Here is a 16971-nt window from a genome sequence, read left to right on the forward strand (position 1 = left end):
TTGTGACTATTTTAGAACAAGCAGCACAGGTACTTCATGAGGAAGCACGTGCTATTGAGGAATTAAGTTCTCGTTTGGATCACAATTTTGTAAATGCTGTAAATATGATTTTGGCTTGTAAGGGCCGTGTAGTTTGTACTGGTATGGGAAAATCTGGGCATATTGGTCGCAAAATTGCGGCTACTTTGGCTAGTACTGGTACACCGGCACTTTTCATGCATCCTGGTGAAGGTGTGCATGGCGATCTAGGTATGATTACAGAAGATGATGTAGTATTAGCTTTTTCCAATAGTGGTGAAACAGGCGAAATCATCAGTATCTTACCATCCTTACGTCGCATAGGTGCAAAATTAATTTGTGTTGTAGGTAAACCAGAATCTACATTAGCTAAGAATTCTGATATTGTATTGCTAGCTGAAGTAGAACGTGAAGCTTGCCCATTGGGGTTAGCGCCAACTACAAGTACTACTGTTGCTTTAGCATTAGGTGATGCCTTAGCAGTATGCTTATTAGAACGACATCACTTTACACCTGAAAACTTTGCTGTATTCCATCCAGGTGGTTCTCTTGGTCGCAAATTATTGTTGACTGTAGAAAATATTATGCATGGTGGTGAAGATAATCCTACGGTATTTAAAGGTGCAACAGTGCGAGATGCACTCTTTGTAATGACCGAAAAAGGTTTAGGTGCTACTAATGTTATTGATGAAGAAGGTCACTTATTAGGCCTTGTTACCGATGGTGATGTGCGCCGCGGATTAGATTCTGGCAGTAATTTCTTAGAATGGCCTGTAGAGGATATGATGACCTCTATGCCTCGTACGATTACAAAGGACAAATTAGCGGCTGAAGCTCTTCATTTAATGGAGAAAAATCAACCACGCCCTATTACGGTGTTACCAGTTGTAGATACAGATAATAAATGTCTAGGCATTGTTCATATTACAGATTTATTGCGTAGAGGCATTGTATAATGAATATTCAATGGATTGTTCTTGATGTTGATGGCGTGCTATCTGATGGTACTCTAATCTACACATCAAGTGGGGAAGAGCTTAAGTCTTTCTCTGTAAAAGATGGCCTAGGATTAACGGCAGCTCGTAAAGTAGGACTTAAGCTTGCCATCATCACAGCACGGATATCTCCTATGGTTGAGCGACGTGCTAAGGAGCTTCATTTTGATGCATTGCTTATGGGGCATGCCAATAAGACAGAAGCATTAAGAACCCTTTGTAAAGAGCATCAAATCAATTTAGAAGAGATTGCTTACATGGGGGATGACCTAAATGATTTAGGGGCACTCCAAATCGTAGGTTTACCAATGGCGCCAAACAATGCGGTACCAGAGGTCAAAGAATTAGCTAAATTTATATCTACTGTCAATGGAGGTCATGGTGCCGTTAGAGAGGCTGTAGAATATATCTTGAAAAATCAAGGTCTATGGGAAACTGTTGTAGCAGACTATGCACGAGAGGCCCATGCTCATGGACAATAAAGGAGGTGGGCAGAATGAATAACGAATGGCAATACCATTTAGTTAAAGGCATTAGCTGGCTCGTTTGCCGACTGCCATATAAGCTCATTTTGCTCATAGGCGCTAGTTTAGGACCAGTATATGGTCTCATAGCGAAGAAGCAAAAACTTAGAGGTATAAAAAACATAAAGATTGGCATGAACATGAATGATCAAGAGGCAGAACAATTAATTGAAAAGTTGTTCAAAAATCTTGGCCGTAGTGTTATGGAAGTCTTATATATGCCAAACCTGACAAAGTCTTTTATCAATAAACATATTGAAATGCGAGGCGTAGAACATTTAGAAAAAGCTATCGCTGAAGATAAAGGTATAATTGTTCTTACTGGACATGTTGGCAACTGGGAATGGATGGGGGCTGCTATGGCGGCTCATGGTTATCCATCCACTACTATTGTTAAGAAACAGCCTAATGCTCAATTTACACGTCTTATGAATGAATATCGTGAGATGGTGGGCCTTGATGTGTTTGCTAGTGGTGGCAATGAAATCGTTTCTGCTGCTAAAGCATTAAAAAAGAAAAAATTACTTGGTTTTTTAGCTGACCAAGATGGCTATATACATGGTTTACCGATTCCATTTTTAGGCCAAGATTCCTCGGCAGTTATTGGTCCTGCTACGTTTGCAAGAAAATTTGGCTCTCCAGTAGTTCCAATTTTTGCATCTCGAAAACCAGAAGGTGGTCATATTGTTCACATTCTACCAGCCTTACATTATATAGATACAGGTGATGAAGATGCAGATATGTATCGTCTAACTGAGGAATGTGTACGTGTTACAGAAGACTTTATTCGTGAGCATCCAGATGAGTGGCTATGGTTCCAACATCGCTGGATGACTAAGATGGATCAAATTATTGATTATGATAAGAAGGTAGCTGCACGGGAGAGGGCACATGAAAAACAATAAAAAATTAATTGCCATAGTGGCCGCCATAGTGTTGGCTCTGATTGGTCTTATCGTATATATTATGAAAGACTCTGGTGATGTTGGTACCACTCAAAATCAGAATGGACAACTAGTTAACTTCCAAGGAGCCGATTTACAAGAGGAAAAAGATGGCAAGCTAGTATGGGCATTATCAGCTGAAAAGATTGAATATGATCCACGTACAAAAGCTATTGTGCTGACTAATTTAAAAGGTCTTTTTTATCAAGATGATGTAACTACAACAATCACAGCACCTCACGCTGTATTGACCGGTGATCGTAACTCCCTTGATATTGATCAAGGTGTTACAGCCACAAATACTGATGGAGCTGAGTTTAAAACTGATGCACTTCACTTTGATAATAAGACGAAAACGTTGACATCTAAATCTGCCTTTACCTATAACGGTAAAGATATAACATTAACTGGTGATAAACTTGAAGGCAATATGTCCTTGAAGAAAATTAAAGCTATTGGTAATGCAAAGTTAACGAAGAAGTAATGCGAGGAAATATAATGAATAAGAAAAAACAGATTGGTATGGCTATTTTGGCTATGCTTATGACAGCATCTGTTACAGTTTGGGCCGCAAATGATCCTTTGACTATTAGCGCAGATACATTATCTTATGATGGCAATACGGGAATGGCTGATGCAAAAGGTAATGTGGTAATTACTCAAGCTGATAAAACGATGACTGGTGCCAATGGATGGTATAATACAAAAACTCAGGAAGCAAATCTTGATGGCGGCGTATCTATGATTGGTTCTGATATGGCTATGTCTGCACAATCAGTGCACAGTTACAATAATAATAAATTCACTGCTAATGGCGGAGTTCATTTACAACGTAGCGATCGTCAAATTTTCGGCGATAAAGTTGAATATAATACAGATACAGAGTATGGTCTTGTATCTGGCAATGCTCGTTTGATTGCAGAAGGCACTACTTTGACAGGTAATCAAGTTGAAGGGTGGCTAAAAGAAATTCGTGCAGTAGCACAAGGGGATGTGACATTCTCTAATCCAGAACGAAATGTATCTGGCTCTGCAGAGCGTGCTACCTATACGCAAACACCTAATCAAAATGATGGAGTTGTACTTTTATCTGGATCTGCTCATGCTGTTCAAAATGGTAATGTACTCAATGCGCCAGAGCTTAAAATTCGTTTAGCTGATGATTCTGCTGAAACATTGGGTGGTCGTAGTACACTTATCATTGTTCCAAATCAATAAGGATTAAATATGTATATAGAAACCAAAAACTTAGTCAAAACCTTTAGCGGTCGCAATGTTGTAGACGGGGTTAGTTTACGCGTTGATAAGGGGCAAGTCGTTGGGCTCCTAGGTCCTAATGGGGCAGGGAAAACTACATCATTCTATATGATTGTAGGCATTGAACGACCTAGTTCTGGTATCATTACCGTTGATGGCAAGGATATTACGAATATTCCAATGTATAAACGTGCTGCTGAAGGTATTGGGTATCTTCCACAAGAGGCATCAATCTTTCGTTCTATGACCGTTGAGGATAATATTCGCGCAATGTTACAAACAACATCAAAGAAGTCTGATGAAATTGAAGCGATTGTGGAATCCCTCATTGAAGAATTTCATATTGGTCACGTTCGGGATCGTATGGGCATGCAACTATCTGGCGGTGAACGTCGTCGTGTAGAAATTGCTCGTTGTCTTGCATTAGAACCGAATTTTATTCTTCTCGATGAACCTTTTGCTGGTGTCGATCCTATAGCGGTTGCTGACATTCAACAAATTATTTTACATGTTAAAAATCGAGGTATTGGCATCTTGATTACAGACCACAATGTACGTGAAACATTGGGGATTGTAGACAAGGCTTATATTTTGAGTAGTGGTAAAATCCTCCTAGAAGGTACCCCAGAAGAAATCGCGAACAATCCAATCGCTCGTGAGCATTACTTAGGGGATAACTTTAGATTATAGGAGGGGACTATGAGATTATTAGATAAATATATACTAAAAGCCTTTGTAGGCCCGTTCCTATTTGGGGTATTTGCTTTTACCAGTATCTTTATTGGTACCGGTACATTATTTAGAATTGCTCAATATATTACTGAATATGGGGCTCCATTATTGCTTGTTATGAAAGCCTTTGTATTGGCTTTACCAAGCATTGTTATCTTAACATTCCCTATGTCAGTGTTATTGGCTTCTCTTATGACATTTAGTCGTTTGAGTAGCACCAGTGAAATTGTTGTTATGCGTGCCGGTGGTCTTAGCTTTTTACGTTTAGCGATGCCGGTATACATCATCGCTCTCATCATCTCAATTGGGGCTGTCGCATTTAATGAATTTGTTGTACCACGTACAAATAATATGTATCAAACAATTGTACGGGAACAGATTATGAAAAATGCATCACCTCAAACACAAAATCATATCGTTTTAAAAACGATGAATGGTAATGATTTAGGTACATTGATGTATGCTAAAAGCTACAATGCAGAAACTAAAAAGTTAAGCATGATTACGGTGCAACAATTTGGTGAAGGTGGCAAGCTACAACAGGTTGAAAATGCAGATACTGCCGTTTGGAATGGTCAATATTGGGTGATGCAAAACGGCATCATTTATGATATTTCCGCCGGTGATGGTGTAGAACGTACAATGAAATTCAAGGAGCAATCCTTGCCAATTAAATCTGCACCAAAGGATATTCAACAAGATCAACGTAAACCTGAAGAACTAACAATCAAAGAATTACGTCATCAAATCAAAGCGTATAAGGCTGCTTATACGAATGCCAATAAACTAGAAATGGAAATGTACCAACGTTTTACAATTCCATTAGCTAGCTTTGTATTTGCTCTTGTAGGTGCTCCATTAGGCCTTCAAAAACAACGCTCTAGCTCATCTATTGGCTTTGGTATCAGTATTTTAATCATCTTTATCTACTATGGTGTGATGACATTTGCTGGTGCATTAGGTAAAGGTGGTGCATTGCCGACTGTATTTGCCGCATTAATTCCAGATACATTAGGTATCATTGCCGGTTTATATTTAAATTGGCGTGTATCCAAGTAACTTAGCGTATAAAGAAATAAATTTGACTTACGAAATATCGTATTTTTGAACAAAATAATTGTGTAATCTTAGGAAAGGAGGGACTCGATGTTAGTAGGTGTTAAAATATTAGTTATTATCGCCCTTATGGGTGGACTTATTGCCTACATGGGGGATAAGTTAGGCACCAAAGTTGGTAAGCGTCGCATGTCCCTCTTTGGATTAAGGCCTAAGCATACATCGATTATTGTTACTATCGTAACAGGTTTATTAGTTGCTGCTGCTACAGTAGGGGTATTAACCATTACTTCTCAAAGTGTAAGAACAGCACTCTTTGGGATGGATCAGTTGCGAGCGGATATGAAGCAACTCAATGATGAGGTGGCTGCTAAAACACAAGAGCTTATTCGTGGTCAAGCATTGCTTGAGCAAAATAAACAAGAATTAGCAGAACGAATGGCTGAAATAGAGCAAATTCGTAAAGAGGTTGATGCAACTAAGGCTGAGTTGGCTAGTGCACAAGCGGCTAAAGATGCGACTGAAGCTGAGTTAGCTACACTTCAAGCTTCATATGATGAAGTATCTAAAAAATTAGCTGATTTAGAGGCTACAAGAGCCAAGATGGAAGCTCATATTAAGGATTTACAGACAACGCAGGAACAGTTGCAAAATGGCATTATTCATTTGCGTGAAGGTACAATTCTTTTCCAAGTTGATCAATTATTGGCGCAAGCTGTTGTTCGACCTGGTTTAAGTGAAGAAGATAGCAATGCAGCCATCAAAAATATTATTGATGATACAAATAAATTGGTATTACGTCGTCTTGGTATAGAAGATCAAGGTCAGGCTGTTGTATATGTAGATCGTCAGAATATTGAGGTAGCTACACAAAAGCTTAATAGTGCAAAGACTCCAATGGTGGTTCAAGTGGTTGCTGCTGGAAATATTATTGCTGGTGAACCAGCGGTAGCAGTTATCCAAGTTTACCCACAACAATTTATTTATAAAAATGGGGAAGTAATTCATTCTGCTGTAATGGATGGTGGACCTAACGCTCAATCTGCTATGCTTCAATTCTTAAAGCAAGTAAATGAAAAGGCAAGAGAGAAAGGTATTATTCCAGACTCCTTATCTGGTGATATCGGAACGATACCAGGGGATGATTTGTTTACGGCTATTCGTCGTATTGCTACAATACATGGCAAGGTTCATGTGGAAGCGTATGTTGATGGTGATACATATTCATCTGGTCCTGTACATCTTAAGTTACGTATTACTCAAATGCCTGTTTTTAATGATAAGGCTAAAATGCCAGCTTATTAAATTGAATAGTAATTTGGTTTATATACTTTAAACGAAGGTCTTATGTAAATTTTTACATAAGACCTTCGTTTTGTGTTAAAATATAAATGCTGTATTAGAAATGAGGATAGTAATATGACTGATACTACGTACATTTTGGCTGTAGATCCAGGCAATGAAAAAACAGGTGTAGCAATTGTGACACCTTCTGGTACTATGGTATGTCGTAAAATTATTATGACAAAACAGTTCAATGGTGAAATTGAACGTATATTAACTGAATATTATGGTATTGTTCATATGGTATGTGGAAATGGTACAAATCATAAATATTTATATCCATCTCTCCAACAAATTGGACGAAATCACAGAATTACTACTAGTTTAATTGATGAATCGCATAGTACTGAGGAAGCTCGAAAATTATATTGGCAATATAATTCACCTACAGGGTGGCGTAAGATTATCCCTACATCTATGCAATTTCCACCAGAGCCTGTAGATGATTTGACTGCTTTTGTTATTGGTTTACGTTATACAAAACAGTTAAACCAAACTGCTAATGATATACAAAGTGATATGATGGACTCTAGTGAGTTGGAAGAAAAGAGACTACATGCTATGGAGCAGTTGTACGGTAAAGGAGAAGTGCATGAAAAATGAAGCTTCAACGCATAAGTGGTCAAATTTTATTATGCGTTGCTTAATGATGATCTTAGGGGCTCTAATTTATACTATAGGCTTAGATTTATTTTTAGTACCGAATAGTATCATCGATGGTGGTGTAGTTGGTATTTCCTTGATGGCTGCAGAGCTTTCCGGAATTTCTTTTAGTATTTTCGTCGTACTCTTTAACTTGCCTTTCTTATATATTGGCTATAGAGCTAATGGCAAAAACTTTACTTTCTCTACACTATTTTCTATCGTATGGATGGCAATTTTCTCTACCTTTGCTCATGATTTTACACCTATCACAACAGATCCATTCTTAGGTTCTATCTTTGGTGGTATCATTTTAGGTATTGGGGTAGGCCTCATAATACGTAATGGTGGTTCTTTAGATGGCTCTGAAATTGTGGCAATCATCTTTGATAGACGTTCCACTTTCTCCGTTGGTGAAATCGTAATGGCCATGAATCTCATTATTCTTGGTGCCGCAGGTTTTGTATATAGTTGGAATAGTGCTATGTATTCCTTAATCGCTTATTTCATTGCTTATAAGATGATCGATATTACAATTACAGGCCTTGATGAATCTAAAGGGGTAATGATTATTACAGATGCAGAGAACTCTAAGAATCTTGCAGATGCATTAAATGCGAACCTTAATCGTGGTGTTACAATTATGTATGGTGAAGGGGGCTATTTAAAGCAACCTAAGCATGTTTTATATTCTGTAGTAACAAGACTTGAAATTATGAGGTTAAAAAATACTGTTTATGAAGTAGATCCATCGGCATTTATTACGATTCAAGATGTACATGATGTATTTGGTGGTAGATTTACAAAGAACGGTCATTAAGGGGTTAATATGAGTAATAAAATAGTAAAAGAAATATTAGATTGGATTTATGCCATTGTATTGGCATTAATTATTGCCATGGTAATTCATATTTTCTTGATTCAACCAACACGTGTATCTGGTGAATCAATGGAGGATACATTACACAATGGCCAATATTTAATTGTAACGAAATGGCATCATATTATGAATGAAATGCCAAATTATGGTCAAATTGTAATCATTGATAGTCGTGTTAATCGCGCACGTACTTGGGTAGATGATGTAGAAGAACCATTGATGAACTATGCATCAGTTTTTAATAAAGCTGCTCAAACTAATGATGTATGGGTTAAGCGCGTTATCGGTCGTCCTGGTGATGTATTAGAGTTTAAAGATGGTCATGTATGGCGTAATGGTGAACAATTACAAGAACCATATACCAAAGATACAAAAATGAATTATACACGTTCTACACCTGTTACAGTTCCTGAAGGACATGTATTTGTGATGGGGGATAACCGAAATCATTCTAGTGATAGTCGTTTCATTGGTCCTGTTCCAGTTGATCACGTCCTAGGTTTTGTATCCTATGCAATTTAATGCTTCTAAAAGCCTCTCTATAGTAGTAATTACTATAGAGAGGTTTTTTGTATTTAAATAATGGGGTATTTAAAGCTTAATATTATTAATGACATATTTTAAGAGCTAATATATGATGCATGGCATTGATAAGGTTATTACTAATATAAATTAGAGAGACAAAATAAAGATATTAATAATAGAAAAGAGGAATATAATAATATTTTAGGTCTGTATATTAGGATTACATATTAAATAATACAATATTTATTATTTTTAATAATTAAAAGTTGTAGGTTTATCATCTAAAATACATGAATTTTAGATAAATAAAATGAAATTGTATAAAATTTAATTTCAAGAAATATAGATAAAATCTATGTTTATAAGCTTATTTTTATTCATGAAAGAAATTTCATAAAATTTAGTTGTACAAAATGCTTTACAAAAAATTTGGACGGTGATATATTCTAATCACAGAAAGGCACCACTAATAAAGAGGTGAGACTGTGATAGAAAATATAGTCGAGGAAACGTGGACACTCCTAATATATCTTTCATAGTTATACCACTTATACAGTGAATGTCTTCTGATAATATAAATTCTTATTTATAAGAAAGAAGGAATTCATTATGAAAAAACAATTTGCAACAATTTTTGCAGCAACAGCAGTATTAGGTGTAACAACAGCATTCGCTGCTAACCCATTCTCCGATGTAACTCCAGATAGCTGGGCATACCAAGCTGTATCCCAATTAGCACAATCTGGTATCGTTAATGGTTACCCAGACGGCACTTTCAAAGGCCAAAACAATATCACTCGTTATGAAATGGCTCAAATGGTAGCTAAAGCAATGGCTAACCAAGATCGTGCTAATGCAGAACAACAAGCAATGATTAATCGCTTGGCTGACGAGTTCTCCAATGAGTTGAACAGCTTGGGCGTTCGCGTATCTCGTTTGGAAGACCGTGTAGGTAATGTAAAAGTAACTGGTGATGCTCGTATCCGTTACCAAGGTTCTGAAGATAAAGGCGTTTACAAAAATAACAGTAAATCCTTAACAGATGGCCGTGCACGTGTTCAATTCAACGGTAAAGTAAATGATAAAACTGAAGTTGTTGTTCGTGTAAAAGGTAATTACGAATTCGGTGATTCTACAAAAGGTGCTGATGCAACAATTGATCGTGCTTATGTAGATCACAAATTTGGTAATAGAGTATCTGCTAAAGGCGGTCGTTTCCAACAAACAATTGGTGGCGGTTTAATGTACGATGATACATTTGATGGTGCTCAATTGAACGTAGGTAATGACAAAGTTCAAGTACAAGGTGCTTATGGTTACATGATGGCAGGTGCTGCTGATGGTAACTCCAAATCCGATAACCCTTCCGTAGCTTATGTAGGTGTTAAAGGTAAAGTTGGTCAAGAATCCACAGTTGGTGGTTTCTACTCTAAATTATCTAGCGGTAACTTGAACCATAACGGTTCCACAGTAAGCTCTGATGGCCAAGACGTATACGGCTTCAATGCAGACTTCCGTAAAGATAAAGTTTGGGTTGGTGGTGAATGGTTAAAAGCTTCCAACGTAAATGATTCCCAAGCTTGGACAGCTGGTGTTGGTTATGGTAACTACGACATCGCTAAAAAAGGTACATGGGATGTGAAAGGTCAATACTTCAACCAAAAAGCTAACGCTCCAATCGTAAGCTCCACTTGGGACCAAGCATATGACTTAACAAATACATCTAATGGTTACAAAGGTTACATGGCTAGCGTAAACTACGCAGTACAAGATAACGTAGGCTTATCCGCTGGTTATGGTTTCAACTCTAAAGACCAAAAAGGTAACGATCTTTCCGATTTCTACCGTGCAGAATTAAATTACAAATTCTAATTCCCTCACAAACAAAAAAAAGACTTCTTCGGAAGTCTTTTTTTGTTATATATAGATAAATAATATTTACTTTTGTATATAATAGTATATATATAGTAAAATAAATCTATATATAGTGAACGTTAAAAATTAATTTGATTAGTATGTATATTGATCTATTCCACAAGATATTGTATGAGGTATTTATGAACCAATTATGCATAAAATAGCCCTTTGCTAATTAATAAATATATCATTAATTAGCAAAACTTAATAATATATATGATAACAAATCTCATTTAACATAAAAAAAGATAAATTTGATATTTTTACTAAAAAAAAATAGACCTTATAAAACCAGATAAAATCTAAATTCGAGGTCGTTTTAAATTATAAAATTTTTATAATGAGAATGAAATTGAGAAAAAAGGGTTTACACGAAAATTTGGTTGTGCTAATATCACCCTACAAGAAGTAACAAACACATGAAACGAAGAACTTCGATGTAGAATGTGGCGAGGAAACGTGGACACTCCCAAAAATTCTTATTCTTAAGAACAGAGTAGAATGTGAATGTTATGACTTGTAACATTTAATATTTCTATTTTTTTCAGAAAGAAGGAATTCAACTATGAAAAAACAATTCGCAGCAATTTTCGCAGCAACAGCAGTTTTGGGTGTAACTACTGCATTCGCAGCTAACCCATTCTCCGATGTAACTCCAGATTCTTGGGCATACCAAGCAGTTTCCCAATTGGCAAACGCTGGTATCGTTAATGGTTACCCAGATGGCACTTTCAAAGGCCAAAACAACATCACTCGTTACGAAATGGCTCAAATGGTAGCTAAAGCTATGGCTAACCAAGACCGCGCTAACGCTGAACAACAAGCTATGATCAACCGTTTGGCTGATGAATTCTCCAACGAATTGAACAACTTGGGCGTTCGTGTAGCTCGCTTGGAAGACCGCGTAGGTAACGTAAAAGTTACTGGTGATGCTCGTCTTCGTTACCGTGATGCTGAACATGAAAAATCCAAATTCGACGCTCGTGCACGTGTACAATTCAATGCAAAAGTAAACGATCGTACTGACGCAGTTGTTCGTTTGACTTCTGGCAACTTCGAATTGGGTAACTCCCAAAACGGTGGTAATGCAAACGCTACAATCGACCGCGCTTATGTAAACCATAAATTCGGCGAACGCGTATCCTTGAAAGCTGGTCGTTTCGGCCAAGTTATCGGTGGCGGCTTAGCATTTGATGGTACTTTCGACGGTGCTCAATTGAACGCTGGCAACGACAAAATTATGGCTCAAGCAGCTTACGGTTACATGGTATCCGGTGAAGCAGCTGGCTTAACTAAAGACCAAAACGTAACTAACACTTACCTTGGCTTAAAAGGTAAAGTAGGTAAACACACTATGGTTGGTGGTTTCTACGATCGTGTAAACCAAGATAGCACTAATGGTTACAAAAACATCTACGGCTTCAACGCTGATGCTAACTTCGACAAAGTTTGGGTTGGTGGCGAATGGTTGAAAGACTCCCACGTTGATGAATCTCAAGCTTGGACTGCAGGTCTTGGCTATGGCGACTACAACATCGCTAAAAAAGGTTCTTGGGATGTTAAAGGTCAATACTTCAACGCTAAAGCTAACGCTCCTATCGTTGATACTACTTACAACCACCTTTACACTACAAATGCTAAAGGTTGGATGGCTTCCGTTAACTATGCATTGCAAAACAACGTTGGCTTGTCCGCTAACTACGGTTTCGACTGGAAAACTCAAGACGGTGCTGATCTTAACGACTTCTACCGTGCAGACCTTAACTACAAATTCTAATTTGATAGTTAACCATATAAAAGGGACTCCTTCGGGAGTCTCTTTTTTTATGGTTAATATATAAAATTCTATAATAAATTGATATAGAATGCCTTTTATTATGCAATTTTGATAATTATAGATCGATTTATATACAAATTATACTTATCTTTAATTTGATCATTTATTAGCTTTATTACTGGGAGGTGTAAAATATTTTTGATAGAGGATTACTGTATATTTCTATCTATATAAGTATTATAAATGGTATAATAAAGAGTATTAGATTTTCTTGTGAAGGAGGTAAGAATGAATCCTTCTTTTTCTCATATAAAAATGGTAGCCATCGATTGTGATGAGACGTTAGTTCGAAGTGATAATACAGTTTCTGCGTATACAGTTGATGTATTGCATCGCTTGCAGCAGAAGGGAATTGGTATAACAATTGCAACTGGACGCATGTATCAAACGGCAAAACCAATTGGATTAGCATTACAACTTGGTAATGTTCCTATGATACTGTTCTCTGGTGGTTTAATCCAGGAGTTAGAAACGGGATATAAGCTATTTGAACAAACTGTTCCTATAGATGTAGTACATCGTGTTTTTCAATTCGGTCAACAATATAGTTGGCATATACAATCGTACGTAGATGATCATTTACTGTGTCATCATAAAAATTGGCAATCCGATCATTATGAACAGCAAACAGGGGCTGTAGCTGAGTTTTTAGGTGATACAATTTATACACTTTCTTCAGAACCCAATAAGCTCATTGCTATCGATACAGAAGAAGGAATCGATAGAATTATTGATATCTTGACCCCATTAGTTGGTAATCAAGTTACATTAGTGCGTAGTCAACGAGATTTCCTCGAAATCACTGCACCGAATGTATCAAAAGGGCGTGCATTAGCTCAATTAGTTCTAGATAATAATCTTAGTCTTGAAAATATAGTTTCCTTTGGAAATGCAGAGAACGATATTTCTATGTTAAGTGAAACGGGATATTCGGTAGCTGTTTCAAATGCAACAGAACATGTAAAATCTGTGGCTAATGAAGTATGTGGTCATCATAATGAAGATGGTGTAGCTCACTGGATAGAAAAGAATCTTTTATAATGGAGTAAAACTATGGAAGCATTTCGTTTATTAATTGTTACAGGCATGTCTGGTGCCGGCAAAACTCAGGTTCTACAAGCATTAGAGGATATGGGCTATCTATGTATTGATAATATTCCTCCTGTACTTATTCCTAAGCTAAGTGAAATTTGTCGACAAGGTGGAGAACGTACAAACCGTGTAGCTTTAGTTGTAGATATTCGCGGTGGTGAATTCTTTGAAGCCCTTTCATCATCTCTTGAAACATTAAGAGAAATGAAGGTAGATTATGAAATTGTCTTTATGGATGCTACAGATGAGACGTTAATTAGACGATATAAAGAAAGTCGTCGCAGCCATCCACTGGCTCCAGATGGAATGATCACTACAGGTTTGAAAGAAGAACGTCAGATATTAAATTCTGTACGACATAAAGCAGACTTCATTATTGATACAACGAATATGAAAACTGCGAGCCTCAAAGAGTATTTAAAAACTCGATTCACTCAAGTTGACGAAGGACATGGCATGTCTATTACAGTTGTAAGCTTTGGCTTTAAATATGGATTACCATTGGATGCGGATATGGTTTGGGATGTTCGATTTTTACCAAACCCATTCTACATTCCAGATTTCCGTCATAAAACAGGTCGTGTGAAAGCTGTAAATGAATATATTCATTCTTTTGAAGTTACAGAGGAATTTAAAAAGCGTTATTTTGATACCATTGATTTTCTTGTGCCTAATTATGAACAAGAAGGGAAGTCTCAATTTATCGTTGCTGTAGGCTGTACAGGTGGTATGCATCGATCTGTGGCTATGGCAGAAGCATTATATTCGCATCTATTAGAAAACGGCTATCGCGTTTCTGTAGAACATCGAGATATGATGAAAAATAATGTAGAAGAAGATTATAATCCTCATGAAATTAAAACATTTGGTAACTAGATAGGGGTTCATATGTTGCGAAAAAGATGGTTTCGGTGGCTTATTCCGGGCCTAAATATAAAACGTTGGCTTGCCCTATTTAGTTGTGGTGTAGGTCTTTTAATCATAGGCATTTCATTGATATTTAATTATCAATGGCTTGCCGTTCTTGAAGATATTGTATTAGCCTTTTCTTATAATATGACGGGCTTTTACAATTATAATGTGCTCATTGCTGTAGGCGCTGTTGTACTATCGATTGGCGCTGTGTTAATGTTAATCGGTACGAGTAAGGTTATTAAAACGATTATTCGTGCTGTATTACCTAATCCTGATAGTAAGGTGTCAGATATTATTTTCCAAAATATACGCCTCGATAAAGGTCCTAAGATCGTTGTTATCGGCGGTGGTACAGGGCTATCAAATTTATTACGTGGATTAAAAATACACACCTCTAATTTGTCTGCTATTGTAACCGTAGCTGACGATGGTGGTTCATCGGGGCGCTTGCGTGAAGATTTTAAAATGATTGCTCCTGGCGATTTGAGAAACTGCTTGATTGCATTAGCTGAACAAGAAGGGGTTATGGAAAATCTTTTCCGTTATCGCTTTGAAGGGGAAAATGAGCTATCTGGGCATAGTTTTGGTAATCTCTTTATCACAGCACTTGCTCAAGTATATGATGGCGATGTGGAGGAAGCGCTTGAAGCGGCTAGTAAATTGTTACGTGTACGAGGCCGTGTAATTCCGTCGTCTACTGAGTTCATTAAATTAGTAGCGGAGATGACCGATGGTACTATCGTAGAAGGTGAAAGTAATATTCCTAATTCTGGTAAACGCATTCGCCATATGTATAGTGAGCCAGCACAGCCAAAACCAGAAGGTGCTGCGTTACGTGCTATCGATGAAGCAGATGTTATCATCTTTGGACCAGGTAGCTTATATACAAGTATCATTCCGAATTTGTTAACTGATAAAATTGCATCTCATGTACGCGCTAGCAAGGCAAATAAAATTTACATTGCTAATGTTATGACTCAACCTGGTGAAACTACAGGTTATACCTTAAGTGATCATGTGGAGGCTCTCATTGCACATGGTGGTGAAGGCATTGTAGATACTGTACTTGCTAACGATGGACCACTACCAATTCAAATGGTAGAACAATATAGTGCTGTAGGTTCAGAGCCTGTAGTATTAGATACTAAGAAGCTACAAGCTAGAGGAATACGTACGATTCGGGCTACATTGATAAGTCCTAAAAAGCCCGCTGTTCATGATCCTGAACGGTTAGGTAAAGTAATTATGGATATTGTGCATGCTATGCAATCAAATACTGAACCACATATCCTAGAGTATTATCTCCAACGAGATGATCATTAATGAGAAAGGACACCTATGTCATTTGCTGAAGATGTAAAAAATGAATTATGCCAATATGAATCCTCTAGTGATGCAGATTTGGCCATGAAAATTGAAGCGTCTTGCTTATTGCGCATGGGTGGATCTATCATTCTGGGGATGAAGGGTGCTGTTGGTATTAGATTGGCTACTGCAAATAATGCAGTAGCTCGTCGCTTGTTAGGCATATTAAAAAAACAATATGAATTACCTACCAATGTATTAGTACGACAAGGGCTAAACTTGCGCAAGAAAAATATGTATACTTTATCTGTAGAGCCATCTATAGAAGGGCGACAGGCGTTAGAAGATCTTGCTTTATGGCCTGTAACTGAACAAATTCCTCGTAGTTGGCTTAAATCTATGGAGGCACGACGTGCTTTTTTACGAGGTGCTTTTTTAGGCGGTGGCTCTGTTAATAAGCCACAAAGTGATTATCATCTTGAGTTTATGACCGGCAATGAGAATTTTGCAAAGGAAATTATACATGTATTGCGGTTATTTCATATTCATGCAGGTTTGACTGAGCGTAAGGAAGAGTACGTAGTATATCTTAAAGAAGGGGACGCTGTAACGAATTGCTTGCAAATTATGGGTGCTCAATCAGCACTGATGGAATTTGAAAACGTGCGCATAATGAAAACTGTACGAAATCAAATTAATCGACAAGTAAACTGTGAGACTGCAAATTTGCAAAAGGTTGTAGATGCTGCAGTACGCCAGGTAAAGGCTATTCGAATTATCGATAGAGAAATTGGTATTGATGAGTTGCCTGAAAAGTTGCGGATTGTAGCAAGATTGAGATGGGACAATCCAGAAGCGAGTCTGAAAGAACTTGAAGAATTGATGGATGGCGAATTATCTAAGTCGGGTATTGGACATCGTTTAAAGAAAATCGAAGCATTAGCACTTACGTATGACCCTATGGGGCTTGAAGAAATATAGAGGTATT

At 37.3% G+C, this 16971-nt stretch carries 17 protein-coding genes; all 17 read left to right on the forward strand.

From position 1 onward, the window contains the following. Positions 1 to 2: 2 nt before the first annotated feature. The 17 genes from MOQ65_RS08790 to whiA all read left to right on the forward strand — a co-directional run bounded on the left by MOQ65_RS08790 (position 3) and on the right by whiA (position 16964). Entirely contained in the window at positions 3 to 974 is a 972-nt protein-coding gene (locus MOQ65_RS08790) for a KpsF/GutQ family sugar-phosphate isomerase (protein ID WP_060924938.1), read from the forward strand. After that, positions 974 to 1495 (forward strand): KdsC family phosphatase, encoded by a 522-nt coding sequence (locus tag MOQ65_RS08795; protein ID WP_105086193.1) that lies wholly within the window; start codon positions 974 to 976, stop codon positions 1493 to 1495. Before MOQ65_RS08790 ends, MOQ65_RS08795 begins: the two co-directional genes overlap by 1 nt. A 14-nt stretch (positions 1496 to 1509) precedes the next feature. Then, a complete protein-coding gene (locus MOQ65_RS08800) occupies positions 1510 to 2442 on the forward strand; it encodes a lysophospholipid acyltransferase family protein (RefSeq protein WP_213467084.1) in 933 nt (310 codons plus the stop codon). After that, the gene (gene lptC, locus MOQ65_RS08805; RefSeq protein WP_024065922.1) at positions 2429 to 2965 is read left to right on the forward strand and encodes an LPS export ABC transporter periplasmic protein LptC; all 537 of its coding nucleotides are present in this window, start codon (positions 2429 to 2431) and stop codon (positions 2963 to 2965) included. The genes MOQ65_RS08800 and lptC overlap by 14 nt, the downstream gene beginning before the upstream one ends. 14 nt (positions 2966 to 2979) lie before the next feature. After that, positions 2980 to 3699 (forward strand): LptA/OstA family protein, encoded by a 720-nt coding sequence (locus MOQ65_RS08810; protein WP_257847316.1) that lies wholly within the window; start codon positions 2980 to 2982, stop codon positions 3697 to 3699. 9 nt (positions 3700 to 3708) lie between these two features. Further along, the gene (gene lptB, locus MOQ65_RS08815) at positions 3709 to 4428 is read left to right on the forward strand and encodes an LPS export ABC transporter ATP-binding protein (protein WP_005387303.1); all 720 of its coding nucleotides are present in this window, start codon (positions 3709 to 3711) and stop codon (positions 4426 to 4428) included. Between the two features lie 9 nt (positions 4429 to 4437). Continuing rightward, positions 4438 to 5529 (forward strand): LptF/LptG family permease, encoded by a 1092-nt coding sequence (locus tag MOQ65_RS08820; RefSeq protein WP_005387304.1) that lies wholly within the window; start codon positions 4438 to 4440, stop codon positions 5527 to 5529. Between the two features lie 87 nt (positions 5530 to 5616). Next, positions 5617 to 6831 (forward strand): DUF3084 domain-containing protein, encoded by a 1215-nt coding sequence (locus tag MOQ65_RS08825; RefSeq protein WP_257847317.1) that lies wholly within the window; start codon positions 5617 to 5619, stop codon positions 6829 to 6831. A 114-nt stretch (positions 6832 to 6945) separates the two neighbouring features. Then, positions 6946 to 7473: a RuvC family protein gene (locus MOQ65_RS08830; protein ID WP_227720972.1), complete on the forward strand. Its 528-nt coding sequence runs from the start codon at positions 6946 to 6948 to the stop codon at positions 7471 to 7473. Next, positions 7463 to 8332 (forward strand): YitT family protein, encoded by an 870-nt coding sequence (locus MOQ65_RS08835; RefSeq protein ID WP_105090307.1) that lies wholly within the window; start codon positions 7463 to 7465, stop codon positions 8330 to 8332. The genes MOQ65_RS08830 and MOQ65_RS08835 overlap by 11 nt, the downstream gene beginning before the upstream one ends. A 9-nt stretch (positions 8333 to 8341) precedes the next feature. Further along, the gene (gene lepB, locus MOQ65_RS08840) at positions 8342 to 8914 is read left to right on the forward strand and encodes a signal peptidase I (RefSeq protein WP_213467080.1); all 573 of its coding nucleotides are present in this window, start codon (positions 8342 to 8344) and stop codon (positions 8912 to 8914) included. A 612-nt stretch (positions 8915 to 9526) separates the two neighbouring features. Then, on the forward strand, positions 9527 to 10789 hold the full coding sequence (locus tag MOQ65_RS08845; RefSeq protein WP_257847318.1) for an S-layer homology domain-containing protein: 1263 nt from the start codon (positions 9527 to 9529) through the stop codon (positions 10787 to 10789). A 610-nt stretch (positions 10790 to 11399) separates the two neighbouring features. Continuing rightward, positions 11400 to 12611, forward strand: coding sequence for a putative porin (locus tag MOQ65_RS08850; RefSeq protein ID WP_156719774.1), 1212 nt, complete (start codon positions 11400 to 11402; stop codon positions 12609 to 12611). Between the two features lie 288 nt (positions 12612 to 12899). Next, positions 12900 to 13712, forward strand: a complete 813-nt coding sequence (locus MOQ65_RS08855; protein ID WP_257847319.1) for a Cof-type HAD-IIB family hydrolase — start codon at positions 12900 to 12902, stop codon at positions 13710 to 13712. A 12-nt stretch (positions 13713 to 13724) separates the two neighbouring features. Continuing rightward, positions 13725 to 14639, forward strand: coding sequence for an RNase adapter RapZ (gene rapZ, locus MOQ65_RS08860; RefSeq protein ID WP_257847320.1), 915 nt, complete (start codon positions 13725 to 13727; stop codon positions 14637 to 14639). A gap of 12 nt (positions 14640 to 14651) precedes the next feature. Further along, the gene (locus MOQ65_RS08865) at positions 14652 to 16001 is read left to right on the forward strand and encodes a gluconeogenesis factor YvcK family protein (RefSeq protein WP_257847321.1); all 1350 of its coding nucleotides are present in this window, start codon (positions 14652 to 14654) and stop codon (positions 15999 to 16001) included. Between the two features lie 15 nt (positions 16002 to 16016). Then, entirely contained in the window at positions 16017 to 16964 is a 948-nt protein-coding gene (gene whiA, locus MOQ65_RS08870) for a DNA-binding protein WhiA (RefSeq protein WP_005387320.1), read from the forward strand. The last annotated feature ends 7 nt before the right edge of the window (positions 16965 to 16971 follow it).

Source organism: Veillonella faecalis (genome assembly GCF_024677885.1).
GTDB lineage: Bacteria > Bacillota > Negativicutes > Veillonellales > Veillonellaceae > Veillonella > Veillonella nakazawae.

Coding starts and splice junctions, on each gene's coding strand:
- MOQ65_RS08825 (WP_257847317.1), top strand. CDS start 5,617: ATGTTAGTAGGTGTTAAAATATTAGTTATTATCGCCCTTATGGGTGGA.
- whiA (WP_005387320.1), top strand. CDS start 16,017: ATGTCATTTGCTGAAGATGTAAAAAATGAATTATGCCAATATGAATCC.
- MOQ65_RS08810 (WP_257847316.1), top strand. CDS start 2,980: ATGAATAAGAAAAAACAGATTGGTATGGCTATTTTGGCTATGCTTATG.
- MOQ65_RS08835 (WP_105090307.1), top strand. CDS start 7,463: ATGAAAAATGAAGCTTCAACGCATAAGTGGTCAAATTTTATTATGCGT.
- MOQ65_RS08855 (WP_257847319.1), top strand. CDS start 12,900: ATGAATCCTTCTTTTTCTCATATAAAAATGGTAGCCATCGATTGTGAT.
- lptC (WP_024065922.1), top strand. CDS start 2,429: ATGAAAAACAATAAAAAATTAATTGCCATAGTGGCCGCCATAGTGTTG.
- MOQ65_RS08850 (WP_156719774.1), top strand. CDS start 11,400: ATGAAAAAACAATTCGCAGCAATTTTCGCAGCAACAGCAGTTTTGGGT.
- lptB (WP_005387303.1), top strand. CDS start 3,709: ATGTATATAGAAACCAAAAACTTAGTCAAAACCTTTAGCGGTCGCAAT.
- MOQ65_RS08795 (WP_105086193.1), top strand. CDS start 974: ATGAATATTCAATGGATTGTTCTTGATGTTGATGGCGTGCTATCTGAT.
- MOQ65_RS08865 (WP_257847321.1), top strand. CDS start 14,652: ATGTTGCGAAAAAGATGGTTTCGGTGGCTTATTCCGGGCCTAAATATA.
- MOQ65_RS08800 (WP_213467084.1), top strand. CDS start 1,510: ATGAATAACGAATGGCAATACCATTTAGTTAAAGGCATTAGCTGGCTC.
- MOQ65_RS08820 (WP_005387304.1), top strand. CDS start 4,438: ATGAGATTATTAGATAAATATATACTAAAAGCCTTTGTAGGCCCGTTC.
- MOQ65_RS08830 (WP_227720972.1), top strand. CDS start 6,946: ATGACTGATACTACGTACATTTTGGCTGTAGATCCAGGCAATGAAAAA.
- MOQ65_RS08845 (WP_257847318.1), top strand. CDS start 9,527: ATGAAAAAACAATTTGCAACAATTTTTGCAGCAACAGCAGTATTAGGT.
- rapZ (WP_257847320.1), top strand. CDS start 13,725: ATGGAAGCATTTCGTTTATTAATTGTTACAGGCATGTCTGGTGCCGGC.
- lepB (WP_213467080.1), top strand. CDS start 8,342: ATGAGTAATAAAATAGTAAAAGAAATATTAGATTGGATTTATGCCATT.